Genomic DNA, 13,954 nt, shown 5'->3' on the forward strand with positions numbered 1-13,954 from the left:
CAATTTATTTTTTTCTCCATAGCTTTTTCTTAACAAATTTCAAAGGTTCTTTCCATCTTCCATTTCCGTCCAGGCAACACCAGCAATTTTTTATATACTGAAAATTTTTTTTGATACTCTTAAACAGCCTCTTTTTTAGGAACTTATTTTCTTTATTCTGCAGGGTAACCTGAAGAAGCTGCGGACATATTTTTTCAATAATCCTCACCTGATATTTCTTTCCCTTTAACAGTTCCAGATCTACTCCGCCCAGGATTTCCAGAATACAGCTGCAATTACAAAGCTGAAAGGAATCCATGTTGGGGATCAGCGTTAATGTCTGCTCTATACTAGAAAGCCAGCAGCCCATACGCTGCTCTCTGTAAAACCGTACAGGCCATTTTAGCGGCTGCTCATCCGTTTTCACATAATCAAAATAACGCTGAAGAGAATCCTGCATATCTTTTCGCCAACGGATATTTACATATTTTTTCGCATACTTTTTTAAATTAAGATCTGCTTTTTCTACCCAATTATAAATGGTGTAATAATTGCACTCCCACACACCGCATCGAAGGATCGCCGTCATTTTATCATCATGAGGATACTGGTCATATGCATAAAAATTCCGGTCTTCATCTGCTGCCATACCATCACAATGGCGATCGAAATCCAGCAGTCTTTCTTTGCTTTTCTTTCCCGCTCTCTTCCGGTACTCATATCCCCGGTTCATTATTTTCGCCAGCTCAGGAGGCGCTTCACGGTCTAACTCCGAAATATTTTCATGCTCCAGGGTAAATGCAGAATAATCAATTCCGCTATATTCCAGAAGTGCCATCATCGTCCGGGAATCATACCCACCTGTAAGGGGCAGCATGATCCTGCCATTATAAGTCCGCACTAAATTGTGCAAAATAGTTTCAAAATAATGGATCACTGAATCCAGCCGCTGCTCATCTGTTTCATAGTTTTTGTTTCCAAGATATAAACTTCGGCTTTCATACTTTCGATCGATCAGATCATAGGTCTGGGAAGGCATCAGGCGATAGGTATCCGGATAAACAGTTCCTGATCCTGGATAATAATCCAGTCCAAAATTATGTCTCAGACGGGGATTTCTGCTCTTTCTATGCATAGCCTCATTTATACAGCTTAAGCTGCTGGAAACGATCCCGCTGTCTGTATAAAAGCATCCTAATAACCCGCAGGCATCCAGATAAATATATTTATCATAGATCAGCAGCCAGGTCCCGGACCAGGTTTCCAGCTGCCGCTCCAGTTCTGCCCGGTCTTTTATTTCCCGGATCTGTTCTAATGGATCATTTCTTCCCTCTTCTGCCTGAAAAGCCCAGCCCAAAAGACAGATTTCAGAAGCTCCAGATTCGTTCTGTACTATTTGAATATGCAGATTTTTATGATAAGACAAGATTTTTCCACAGCTTAATGTTACATGCTGAAAATCCTGCACATCCAAGGGCTGGTCCATTATGATAAATTGTTTGGTAAAAGTCATTTTTCCACATCCTTAAGATGATTATACTGTTCCTGGATTCTCTGAAGTTCCATTTCGAAATCCTGACGGTTCTTCTGTACCAAAGTTTGAAGAATCATGCCTGAAAAGAAGGCCTGGATTGCGCCAAGTACTGCGAATCCGCTTACGATCAGAGTCGGGATCTTTCCTACCCGTCCAGTCTCAAGATATGTTACAAAAACCGGGAAAAAGAAGCCTAGCCCAAGTATCAGCAAAATGCCCGCCAAAATTCCAAAGAAGGCCATTGGCTTATAATTTCGGTACAGTCTTGCAATGGTTTTCAGTACTTTAAAGCCATCTGAGTACGTGTTCAGCTTAGACTCACTTCCATCCGGACGATCTCTGTATTCGATCACTTCATTCTCAATGTACATGTTTTTATCCACTGCATGGATACTCATTTCTGTTTCAATTTCAAATCCTTTTGACAAAACCGGGAAGGATTTTACAAACTGATAGCTGAATGCTCTGTATCCGGTCATAATATCGTTGATCTGGGTTTTAAACATAACATTAATACATTTCCGCACCAGGCTGTTTCCGAAATTATGAAACGGTCTTTTGTTCTCTGTAAAATAAGTGGAAGATAAACGATCTCCCACCACCATATCTACTTTCTTATTCAAAACCTTCTCTACCATTGCTGGTGCAAACTCAGCCGGGTAAGTGTCATCCCCATCTGCCATAATATAGCACTGGGCATCAATCTCACGGAACATGCGGCGGATCACATTGCCCTTTCCCTGCTGGTATTCGTACCGAACCACAGCCCCAGCTGCGCGCGCAATCTCATCGGTATGATCTGTAGAATTGTTATCATAAACGTAAATCACCGCTTCTGGCAGCACCTTTTTGAAATCTTTTACAACTTTTTCGATTGTTTTGCTTTCATTGTAGCATGGTATTAATACTGCTATTTTATCCATTCTGATATAATCCTTTCCAAATCAGTCAGCATCTTTGCTTCTTTTCCCAGGTACGTTCACTGATTATATATCTTGGACGGTGCTTCGTCTCCGGGTAAATTTTCCCTACATATTCTCCAATTACGCCAAGACACAGCAACTGGATTCCGCCCATAAAGCAGACGCAGGGGATTACGATGTATAAAATTGGTATTTTTTTCATATTATTTTTTCCTTCGTCTTAAAGTTAAAGCTAAGCATATCACCATGATTTATATGATATGAGTTCAAATAAAAAATCCCGTTGCCAGTTCATGTAGTTATTATTGTACTACATGGACAAACAACGGGCAAGAGAATTGTCATTCTAAAAATCTTTCCTGCTTTTTTCCTGTAAACTCCGTAAAATTTCAAAAACAATAGGATTTTTAAAGACAATTTGAACTGCTGCATAAAAGAGCACCGAAATTGTAACACACAGCACTAACTGTAAAATATTATTCATACAATACCTTTTCACAATGCCACAAATAATGCCAATTACAACAGAACCTAATACAGTCAGATAAACATTCTTAATATTACATCTGATTTTAAAACACCTTCTTGCATATGCAAAAGAGATAAAACAAATGCAGGCTTCTGCCAGAACAGTGGTAAATGCCGCCGCATTTTCCTTAAAATAAGGAATTAAGATAAAATTCAGGACAATGTTTCCTACAGCACTTATGATGGTTGCGATCATTACTATTTTTTCTTTTTTAAATGAAATAAGCACCCCGTTGCAAAAGATATTTGCAAACACAGCAAAGATCAGCGCAATGCTAAGGAGGGATAGTGAGATATGTGCCTCACTGTATGATGTACCAGCAAAGACTTCCACAATCGGCTTTGCCAGAAAAAACAGCCCCACCATACAGGGAACACAGCCCAATATCATATAATTCATTAAGTCATTTCCTAATTTTTCAAGGCCCTTATCATCCTTTGTTCCAATATAAAACGCAAATCTTGGTATCACTACTGCGACAGCAGCACTTAAAACCTGCTTCACGATCTTATATATTTTAACAGAAGTGCTGTAAAGTCCAACACTATAGTCACCAGCAATCCACCCCAAAATAGTAGTATCAGAGCTTATATATATTGTGGTCGCAATTGTTATGGAAAACACAATTAATATAGGTTTCAAATGTTTAGTATCTGGTCTGGCAACCAAATGAAGATCCACATATTTGTGAGACCGCAAGAACATAAAAATACTGGCACCGCTGCTGGAGATAACAGTTATAACAGAATATACATATAAATCATTACTGTTGTGAACAAAAACAAATAAAAGTATTACAGCTATAACTTGCAGTATCAGCGTAATTTTCGTGATGTACGAAAAATCTTCGAATATAGTATAAATCCAATTTACCCCCAAAGTTGCCAGTAAAATTTCTGAACTTAATATTAAAATAACGGGAATATATGGTCTGAATTTTCCAACAAAAATAAGACATAGTATTAATAATATATATGCCAAAATGGTGGAATAAAAATTAATCGAAAAAATTTCACTGGCAAATTCAGAACACTTTTTCCGGTCATTACGGTATTTAGAACCTTCCCTGACCGCATACGCCGAAATTCCCAATGCCGCAATTAAAGAAAAATAGCTGACTATTGAAGCCGAAAACTCAAATTTTCCAATCTTTTCAATTTGCAGGACTCTCAGCGCATAAGGATATGTAATAAGTGGAAATACCAGTGAAAAAACTGTTTTTATTATATTTAACGTTGCATTTTTTTTAATTGATTTTTTTTCCATGTCTACTCTCATCTCTATTGCTTCAGTATTAATGCGAATTAACATGTTTCAAATATTCAGCATATATCTCTGCTGCTTTAATGAAATTAGTATATCGGAACTTCATCTTCTGATCATAATTCTTCGTGTTTGTAGACGCTCCCTCCAGATGCTGCACAGCTATATCTGGAATATATAATGTTTTCCAGCCATTTTTCAGGCATTTTGTTGTAAGAATATCTTCTTCATGATAGAAATATGTTTCTGGCTCAAATAGCTTTTCATTATTCTTAATAAATCTCTCTGAGAAAAACAGACAGGATCCGGATAAAACAATATTTTCCATACTATGTTTCCATTTATCGTCTTCGGTTTTCTGTATTTTACTGTCCATTCTTTTTCTATATATGCTGTATATTTTTGTACGATTTACCTTCTGCCAGATACAGTGAAGCAAATATTCCCGTTTCATATTTTTCAGGCATCTGCGATTCTCTTCAATCCACGCTTCAGTTTCTTCTAATGATCTAGGACGCAGTGCCAGTGGATTTTGATGCTGCTTTTTGTAGATCGCATATACATTCGGACCAGCTACATAAAACCCTGCTTCCCTATATTTCTCTTCAAGTATGGAAATCAGATTTCTTTGTTCAAAAATAATATCATTGTTAGCAACAACAATATAATCGAAATTTTCTGATTTTTTTAAATATGCATACCCAATATTATTCGCTCTGGAATATCCATAATTATCTTCTAATAGCAAAATTTCTATATTCTCAATTCCGGCATATTGCTTTTTCAGCTCAGCCCCAGAATTATTTGGTGAATGATTATCTACAATCAGTATTTTGGAATCCTGAATCTGTTCAAGACACTGAATTGAGTCGATACATTTTTTCGTCGTTTCTATATCATTATAGTGAAGAATAATAAATCCTACTTTGCAGGCATTAAGTTTTGCCTCCATATAGGTCCCCCTCTCATCTATCAGATTTCAAACTGAGATTTTTCTCCTAATATGACCTCAAATGCAGAATTCAAGCCATTCTTATATTTTTCAAATTCATCTAATGAAATTTGAGTCAGGTCATCATTAATGCACATCATTTTATGTTTTTGATTTCTTAATGCATTGCAACATTCTTCAAATTGCTGTCCAATATAATAAAATTCGCCTTGTTTCTTCATATTGATCGGGCTGAATTTTCCCGTCATATATTGCCAGTATCTGAAAATATACTGATTTACATCCTGTGAACAACGAAATTTATGCTTCGAGGTTTCATCTAACAATTCATACTCTTTATCCCAAACTTCTTCAAAAGTAGATTTCAAATATGCATTTGGCAAATGCGGATTAATAAACCCCGGTATAAAGCCCATACTCCAAGGGAGAAGCAAAAGGCTTTTAATATGCTTCAGATCATAACGCAGGTTAAAAATCTTTGAAAAATTTTTTTTAATGAATTGAGCCGAGTCAAAATTCTTATTGATCATTCGCATATTATTAACCATCACATCATAATATACAGGATCATATTTTATATTGATCACTTCAAAACCACATGCTGAACAGGGCAGACCATTTCGAAAAAAATCTTCCTCTGTCATTGGTTTTGTAATAAATGTATCGTCATTGAAATAAACAAACTTTTCGCTTAAGCCCTCAATGCGATGAAGATTTAATTCGATAGGATGTGAACTAAATGTTGGAAGATATTCTTCTTTCATATAGTCCTTATGGGAAACAATATTTAACTTGGGATGATTTACATTTAACCATTCTGGTAAATGCCCACATGTCACAAAGTGGATTTTATGAACCCAGGGAGCAAATTTCTCTACGCCCCGGAACCAATATCTCAAATTATCCCATTCCCGATACCTGTTATCCTCATTATCTGAATTTGCAGAAGGAGTATACTTTCTTTTTTCTTTCTTCCACTCCTCATCATTTCCATCTACCCAGATCATTACAAAATCTATTTTTTCTTTGCTCATTTTTACCTCAATAACTGTTCACTGATCATATCTGCTAAATGATTTTTGTTAGAAATTTTCCGCACAAATAGACATTTTGAATTTTTAATTTCGTCAAAATCTTCTTCAGCCCACACATATGGTTTTCCTCTGGTCCAATCAATTAATCTGCTTGGTCCTCCTTGGTAAATATTAGCTTTAAATTCAGAATTCCAGCAAAATGTCTGAACAAACAGTTCGTCTGCTGCGATACCCTGTTTAAACATTTTATCAATAACAGGTTCTTTCTCCAGCAAGTATCTAACCATTTGATCTGTTATGCTCACCCAATTGGGACCAATCTTTATCTCACTTTTTATACCTTTTAGACGGTCAACTCCCATCAATCTTTGTTTAAAAAGCGACAATTTACTCTTAATTCTCAACATTAATGTTTTGGCATCATATGTATAAGTACCAATTTTCTCCTGAAGAAAATAATAGTATTTTATCCGATATAAATATTCATTCTGATTTCGGTTCCAATATTCAATAAACTCTTTTCCATCATTTGCATCAAAAAATTCATGAATTTCCTTCTGCGTTTTAATTGGGAAATCCACCCCTGACAATATATGATAATATTGATATTTTCTAGATGCAGCCATTCTAAACAAGAGCATTTCACACTCAATCTGACTTTCACCGCCCCAGGTAACAGAAATTCGATCCGTGAAAAATAATTTTGATTTTTTTACACAGGTTCTAAATTTCTCTTCATCAATTTCACCTGCTTTTTTATCTATATGAATATAAATATCATTTAGTTCATAATCCAGTTCCCGAATCAGTTTACATAATAGATCAAACTGATTATGAGCCATAATCAAATATGCGTGTCTTCCCATTATGCCTCCAGCAGTTTATAGCAGACTATCAATAAGAAACAGCAGTTTATCTGCTTTTATCTTTCGAAATCTCAGCACCAGCCATGCTGCATATCGTTTTAAAACTGGTTCTGATTTAAGGTACTTTAATTTAATATATTTATTTATGCAGATACGATCTGAAATTTCCAACATAACTTTATTGTAAACTTCATACAATTCCTTCATCTTATGGATTCCACAGCCTCTTCCATTATACAAAAGGTTGGCAATCAGACCAGAAGCCAGACAATAACAAAGTATCTCATGATTGTCCATTGTACTCTCCCGAAGCAGTTCCCTGGACATCTCTTCTACATTAGAAGCATACTCCAGAAAAATTCCTGCCCGGTCATTATTCTTACTTCTCGTAATGGATTCTGTATTCAGCCAATAGTAGTATCCAGAATATGGAATAACTTTGACTTTAGGATTTTTCATAAGGATTCTGTACATAAAGCCTTCATCCTCATATCTTCTGACGCCATTAAAATTAAGATGATGCTTTTCGAGAAAGCTCCGTCTGTACATCTTCAGGCAGGCGCTTACATTTACCCAGATTGCTTCTGCATCCTCAACATCTGATGGTAGTTCCGTATACTTTCCATTTTCATCCCTAATATAGCCGCCAGCTACAACATCGCTCAGCGAGCTTCTAAATGCCTCTATATATCTGGATATAAAATCTGGTTTGATATAATCATCACTGTCAATAAATCCAATGTATTCTCCTGAAGCCGCTTTCATTCCAGCATCCCGCGCAGCTCCCAGTCCTTTATTCACAGAATTATGTACTATCACAAGCTTATCAGGATATTTTTTCTGAAATTCTGTAACGATTTCCATGCTTTTATCCTGTCCGCAGTCATCTACACAAATGATCTCAAAGCTGCCATAGTCCTGCTTCACAATACTCTCCAGGCATCTTCTAATATACTTTTCCACATTATATATTGGAACTATTATTGAAACCTTTTCCATAAAAAACCTCAGCTCTATTCCTTGTGCTCTTCAAGTGCAATCTTCTGAGTCAACTCTTCGATTTTATATTGCAATTGAGAAATTTCCAGGGTTGATTGAAATGACTTAAACATCAGGGCAAATATTACAAGTAAAAAGACCATATTTGCAGGTGACTGGAATCCAATTATCTGTGCCAGCTTAATCACAATCTGTGGAAAAACTGCGATCACGATCAATATCATAGAGAAAACAAGCCAAAAAATAGAGTAGTCTATCTGCAGTTTTGATTTGCGAATTCTTCTTAAAATGTTCAATGTATTCATCACAGAAACAATAATTAATAAAACTCTTAATGCGATTGACATATTTTTACCTTCTTCCGACTTTTAATCTGTTTTGCTTCGTTTTCTAAAATTCTGAATGAACAGAATAGAGATCATCATTCTCAGCATATACATCATGGATTTTGTCCAGTTTAAATAGCTTTCCCCAGCTGTTCGGTCATCAATTTCTACCTGTACTTCTTTTATTGCAGCGCCCTGCTTAACCAGAAAAGAAATGGTATCCGGTTCCGGTCCATAGTTAATATTGCGCGCAAATTCATGAATCATTTTTTTGCTGTACATTCTCATGCCGGATGTTGGATCTGCCACCCGTTTTCCTGTAGATACTTTGATCGCCCATCCGATCATGCGGCTTCCAACCATTCTCATACTCAATGGTTTCTTTTGTGTTACAAAACGTGATCCGATGACAATATCGTATCCTTCCTCAATCCCCTTTACCAACTCTGCAATATACTCTGGTCTATGCTGTCCATCTGCATCAAACTGGATCGCGCAGTCATAATTTTTTAAATCTGCATATTTTAAACCGGTCTGAAAAGCGCCTGCAAGACCCAGATTCACCGGCAGATCAATAATATTAAACTTTTCTTCGTGGCAAATCCTGGAAGTATTATCAGCTGAACCATCGTTTACAACAACATAATCATACTGAGGATATTGATCCCTCAAATTTGAAACTACTTTTTTAATATTTAATTCCTCATTATATGCAGGAATAACAACTAAAACTTTCATGTATGTATCCTTCGTTATATATTATTTGATTTCTCACTGGTACCATAAACCCGGGCAATTATTTTTGCAATCCCTTTTGGCCAAAACCTGCAAAACATTTCATAATCTTCCTGCCCTCTTGCATTATTTCCAATGATTTCTGACGTTGTTGATTCTTCATGAATTCTGTGATACATGCTCACTTTTGTCACATAGCAAAACTCACCTTTATATTTGCTTGCTCTTTCCAACATCATCCAGTCCACATTGCTGGCATATTTTACCTGAAAAGGTTCTTCTGGAAATTTCTTTTTCACATAGGTAGTAGACGGACAACAAACAGGATTTCCAAGACTCAGGCAAAGCCTTCTGGCTCTTACACTCTTCCAAAGTCCTTTTATCCGCAGCGGCAATAATAAAATTCTTTTAATTGTGAGCAGCTGGTTGCGGTCTACTTTTTGTCCATTTCTTAATTCTCCATAATCAGAAAACGCTATGATCGGATCTTTTGCACATTTCAACCCATTCAGAATATTTTCCAGATATTCTGGCTGATAGTAATCATCCTGATGCGCAATTGTAACATAATCTGTTTTTGCCTGTCTGTAAGCAAAATTCCAATCCTGTGCAATGCCGCTCTCTCCCTGATTAATATATAAAGTCAGATGATATTTTTCAGCAAGTGCTTTTATGTGATCATTTGGTGTTGATGTAGCGATGATAATATTACTTTTCACTGTCTGCGTCGTCAGAGAGCAAATACATTCTTCCAAATATGGACTTTGCTTATATGCACAAATTGCAAATGTATGACTAACCATTTTTTCACCTCAAAAATATATCTTAAAACATTCTGTATTTTAATACAATTTCATATATTATGGCAATTTGCAGAACATTGACTGAAAGCAGAGTTAACCTTGCCATTTTGTAATAATCAGCCTGCAATACAGTTCTTTTTCCAGACAATACCAACGCTCCCAAATACAAAAGAGGAAGGTAATATCTCGCCTGCACTCCGGCAATTGTATTCTGACCAACTGGAGTAAAGCTTAAATACATAGAGAGCCAGATCAACACTATAACTGCTATTAAAATCACAACCACAAATACTCTTTTTCCCAAACACAATTCTTGATTTGTCGTCATTTTACGTTCTTCATAAAGCAGCAGCAATACAAACATTGGAACCAGGATCAACATCCATTTTTCGGGCAATATACCAAGACTTGCAAAATTTAAAAACATCAGATTTCCTATAAAATAATTATCCCCAGCTGCAGTTCCTACGTTACGGAAATTGTCGAAACTGAAAATACTATTTATCATCAATTTTATACTGCTCAACGGATATTTAATCATAGACATCAACTGCCTTACCAAACTGGTATCCCCACCACGATTATCTCCACCATAAGATATATTTCCGGAAATTGTATTCGTAATTGCTGGTAAAACAAACGTCATCATGACAAATGCACAAACAGCCAGGATTCCAATAAACCAAATTAACTGCTGCTTTCTGCTCTTTTTCTGGAACTGCGGAAGCAAAAGCATTACTAAAATAATCGGAACATACACTGCCTTTGAAAAACATCCTACTGAAAAAAGCAATGTAGCTGCAATTACGTTTCCTAACTGGTACCTTTTTCTTCCTGATGTCATCTCATTATACCACAACACACAGCCTAATGTTACACAGGCAAACACAATCGGGTCGTAAGAATAAGAGGCTGCAAGAAATAATGGTGTTGGCAGCATTGCTATAAAAGCAAGAAACAGTTTTTTTCTTTTTGCCCTGCTAAGCGCTTCGTACATAATGAATACATAAAAAAAGAGATTTCCCAACTTTCCTAACATAAATAAGTCTGAAAATGGTACTTTCAAAAGCATACCAATCTTCATGAATACTGCCATGGGAATATACGATATTGTAGAATAAGAAATTCCTATATTTTCTTTCTTCTCTGTATAGGAAATTTCTTTTCCTTTTTCATTCATCAGTTTGCGCAATTCTGCAAATTCTGCCTTTGTGTTACAGGAAAGTACAATTCTGTTCACAATATCCAGTGCCGCTTCTGTCCACTCTACACTCTTACCACTGGCCAGGCTATAGGCCGTTTTAAAATGGATCTGTTCATCCCAGGAACAGTATCTGGGCTGTACACATGCGATGAGCAGCATTCCAAAAGCCAATGAATATATTACAAAATATCTTTCAATCCATTTAACTACATTTTTCTCAAAAAAGATTAAATATAACAGCAGCAATAAAATAAAGAAAAAGGAAACCCGATATTTATTAATCTCAAAATGATTGGTAACCCAAACTGATTTTAAATTGCTGCCTTCCGGTTTTGGCATTGTTATTTTTAAATTAGTAATTTTTTTATTTATATTTGTATAGAATTCAGAAAAATATGCGTTCACTACATCTGTACTTGTAGATGTAACTTTCTTTCCAAATTCATTTATCCAGGTTACATCAATCCAATAACCATCTTCCTGATTAAAATCACCTATAATTTTAAGTTGTTTTACGTATAAACCTTTTTTATTTGCAAATTCGACAACATATTTTTCATTTGTCTCTGTTTTTATAACTTGAATACTATCCCTTAAATCCAGTTCACCGTATCGCCATTTCAATGCCGAATAATTGAATCCCAGTTCAATTACTGCAACTAGGAGAACAATTGCAAAAACAGCAATTATTCTTTTATATTTCTTCATTATTTTGAATTGCTTCACTTCTCTTCTCCTTATCGTTTGCATAAATAAGATAACTGAATAAAAGGCTTAGTGTTAATATAAATGCAGTACTCCAAATATGTGGATGTTCCTCACCTATAACTTCAAGTAAATATAAAGGACCGTAATATTCCTGATATGTATCACTCTCAAGACGCACATATTTCCATGCATTATCATTTGCATAAAGTGAAATCTTTGTCTCAGGTGAAATCCCAGTACCTTCTAATAAAACAGTGTATTTTCCCGGTTTGTTTTCCCGGCTGCCAGCAAAAATTTCCGTTGCACTTAATGAAGATGATTTCATTCTGGCAAACAATTCTTTTACCTGAATACGTTCTTCAGCAACTACCTGATCCTCAAACTGCAATGTACAGGTAATTTCTCCGCTCTCATCTTCTCCTTCTGCCTCAAAATATAAACAGATTCCATAAAATTCCTGGTTATACAATTCAAATGAAAGTGTTATATTTCTTTTATCTGTAATTAATCCAACGGTATCAATACTATTACGATCAGTAGTTCCATTCACATCCGTATTTGAATACATAACCTTTTTTTTATGTGACGGAACAAATATAGAAAGCATAAACACCACAAATAGCAATAAATTTACTATTAACAGCAACTTTTTTAATATTTTGTTCATATTTGCCCCCATTTTATTTAAAAGTCTTAACATTTTTTAATTGTAGCAAAAAACATACGCAAAGACAAGCGTTATTTCCCCAACGCACTTCCAGACTTTTCAAAACAATTTATATTTGACGTATTTCTTTATAGATAGTAATATAACCATATAAGGAGATTCTGTTATGAAAAAAAATATGTTTTATACTTTAGCTGCTGCCGCAGTCCTTTTATGCTTTCCCTATTCCGTTAATGGAATTCAACAGGATAACATTGTTTCTGTCAATGTTTTAAACCATATATATTATGGAACTCTGGAAGCAAATGGTAAAGAAAGTACTTTTACTACCCTTCCAGACAGTGAAGCGTCATTTTCCATCACTGGCAGCTGGTCTGATTCCCAAGAGGCATTCAATGGTGAATGTACCATTTCTTATGAAGACGGGACTACACAAGATGTAACATACAAAAAAGGGCTTATTCGAAAAAAAGTAACCACCACTTATCCTGATGGAACCTATCAGACATTTACTACCAGCCGGGGAAAACCCTGCAAAAAGATCCAGACTTATTCTTCTGAAGGTGAACTAATTAGTCTGGACTGGTTTCATCGATGTACTCCAGTAAGCAGCCTGCTTCAAAATGCAGTCTCCCCCAATTACGATGAGTGGTTTTCGAACCCCTATGATTACTCTGAATTACCAATAAAAGTTTCTGGTACAGTAATTAGTATTTATGAAAGTGCTTCCACTGGATATATGAAAATAAAAGATGAATCGGATAATCTTTATCTTTTTAAATATCCAAATGCATCAATTCAACAATTTGTTTCCAGCAATATTGAAAATGTTTCAGTTGATGATTCCATTGAAATTTATGGTTTTTTCGACTCCATAAATAATTATGAAGAAGAGCCGATTTCGTTTTTTGAACATTCGCTTGGATGGGAAATGAATTCCAAAACTTTTTTAGATGAGCTAATAGTTGATGATGATTTTCTTTCAAGTGTACGGGATTATAGTCAAGTTGCAGATTCTGATCTGGAAAAAGAAATTCCTATTTTAAAAGCTTTTTACTGGAAAACTAATGAAACTGACATAAACCCGCTGCAGCTTACCGACAGCTATGAAGAGCTTTGTAAATATCCATACTATTATAAAAGTGAAAAATTCTCTATAAATGGAAAAATAGTATATGAGAATACCAATTTATCATCAGGTAAGGTAATTCTGCTGATCCAAAAAGAAAATTCATCCGAAATATATGGTGTAACTTACGAAACTACAGATTATACTTCCCTGCTTGGGGAGACTGTTTCCATCTCCGGATCAAGTGACGGAAATTGCAAAATTCCCTATTATAAATCTGATGCCAAGGTGATGGGCTACGCCCTTTATCCTAATATCAAAGTAACAGATCTGGAATCTTAAAACTGTCGCAAAAACAAGGAG

The 13,954-nt window shown here is 35.6% G+C and carries 13 protein-coding genes and 1 pseudogene; 1 reads left to right on the plus strand and 13 read right to left on the minus strand.

Going from position 1 to position 13,954, the window contains the following annotated elements:
- Positions 1 to 4 precede the first annotated feature (4 nt).
- The 13 genes and pseudogenes from ACTQ50_RS08200 to ACTQ50_RS08260 form a co-directional block, all read right to left on the minus strand.
- Positions 5 to 1,492, minus strand: coding sequence for a hypothetical protein (locus ACTQ50_RS08200; protein ID WP_441483788.1), 1,488 nt, complete (start codon positions 1,490 to 1,492; stop codon positions 5 to 7).
- Positions 1,489 to 2,436 (minus strand): glycosyltransferase family 2 protein, encoded by a 948-nt coding sequence (locus ACTQ50_RS08205; RefSeq protein ID WP_226819435.1) that lies wholly within the window; start codon positions 2,434 to 2,436, stop codon positions 1,489 to 1,491. Before ACTQ50_RS08205 ends, ACTQ50_RS08200 begins: the two co-directional genes overlap by 4 nt.
- A 25-nt stretch (positions 2,437 to 2,461) precedes the next feature.
- A pseudogene (locus ACTQ50_RS08210) lies at positions 2,462 to 2,599 on the minus strand (glycosyltransferase); the annotation flags it as partial.
- Between the two features lie 183 nt (positions 2,600 to 2,782).
- The gene (locus ACTQ50_RS08215) at positions 2,783 to 4,231 is read right to left on the minus strand and encodes a flippase (RefSeq protein ID WP_441483789.1); all 1,449 of its coding nucleotides are present in this window, start codon (positions 4,229 to 4,231) and stop codon (positions 2,783 to 2,785) included.
- A gap of 28 nt (positions 4,232 to 4,259) precedes the next feature.
- A complete protein-coding gene (locus ACTQ50_RS08220) occupies positions 4,260 to 5,180 on the minus strand; it encodes a glycosyltransferase (protein WP_441483790.1) in 921 nt (306 codons plus the stop codon).
- A 20-nt stretch (positions 5,181 to 5,200) separates the two neighbouring features.
- Entirely contained in the window at positions 5,201 to 6,214 is a 1,014-nt protein-coding gene (locus ACTQ50_RS08225; protein ID WP_441483791.1) for a Stealth CR1 domain-containing protein, read from the minus strand.
- 2 nt (positions 6,215 to 6,216) lie between these two features.
- Entirely contained in the window at positions 6,217 to 7,080 is an 864-nt protein-coding gene (locus ACTQ50_RS08230; RefSeq protein ID WP_441483792.1) for a beta-1,6-N-acetylglucosaminyltransferase, read from the minus strand.
- Positions 7,081 to 7,095: 15 nt separating this feature from the next.
- Complete coding sequence (locus tag ACTQ50_RS08235) at positions 7,096 to 8,079, minus strand: glycosyltransferase family 2 protein (RefSeq protein WP_441483793.1); 984 nt, start codon at positions 8,077 to 8,079, stop codon at positions 7,096 to 7,098.
- Between the two features lie 14 nt (positions 8,080 to 8,093).
- Complete coding sequence (locus tag ACTQ50_RS08240; RefSeq protein ID WP_226819444.1) at positions 8,094 to 8,426, minus strand: DUF2304 domain-containing protein; 333 nt, start codon at positions 8,424 to 8,426, stop codon at positions 8,094 to 8,096.
- Between the two features lie 21 nt (positions 8,427 to 8,447).
- Positions 8,448 to 9,143: a glycosyltransferase family 2 protein gene (locus tag ACTQ50_RS08245; RefSeq protein ID WP_226819445.1), complete on the minus strand. Its 696-nt coding sequence runs from the start codon at positions 9,141 to 9,143 to the stop codon at positions 8,448 to 8,450.
- A 14-nt stretch (positions 9,144 to 9,157) separates the two neighbouring features.
- Positions 9,158 to 9,943 carry a glycosyltransferase family A protein gene (locus ACTQ50_RS08250; RefSeq protein ID WP_441483794.1) on the minus strand — a complete coding sequence of 262 codons (786 nt, stop codon included), beginning with the start codon at positions 9,941 to 9,943 and terminating at the stop codon, positions 9,158 to 9,160.
- A 22-nt stretch (positions 9,944 to 9,965) separates the two neighbouring features.
- Positions 9,966 to 11,873, minus strand: coding sequence for a DUF2142 domain-containing protein (locus tag ACTQ50_RS08255; RefSeq protein WP_441483795.1), 1,908 nt, complete (start codon positions 11,871 to 11,873; stop codon positions 9,966 to 9,968).
- Positions 11,842 to 12,522 (minus strand): hypothetical protein, encoded by a 681-nt coding sequence (locus ACTQ50_RS08260; protein WP_441483796.1) that lies wholly within the window; start codon positions 12,520 to 12,522, stop codon positions 11,842 to 11,844. Before ACTQ50_RS08260 ends, ACTQ50_RS08255 begins: the two co-directional genes overlap by 32 nt.
- Before the next feature lie 166 nt (positions 12,523 to 12,688).
- Between ACTQ50_RS08260 and ACTQ50_RS08265 the strand changes: the two genes are divergently transcribed.
- Complete coding sequence (locus tag ACTQ50_RS08265) at positions 12,689 to 13,933, plus strand: hypothetical protein (protein WP_441483797.1); 1,245 nt, start codon at positions 12,689 to 12,691, stop codon at positions 13,931 to 13,933.
- Positions 13,934 to 13,954: the final 21 nt, after the last annotated feature.

This window comes from Blautia sp. Sow4_E7, assembly GCF_052116245.1.
GTDB lineage: Bacteria > Bacillota > Clostridia > Lachnospirales > Lachnospiraceae > Blautia_A.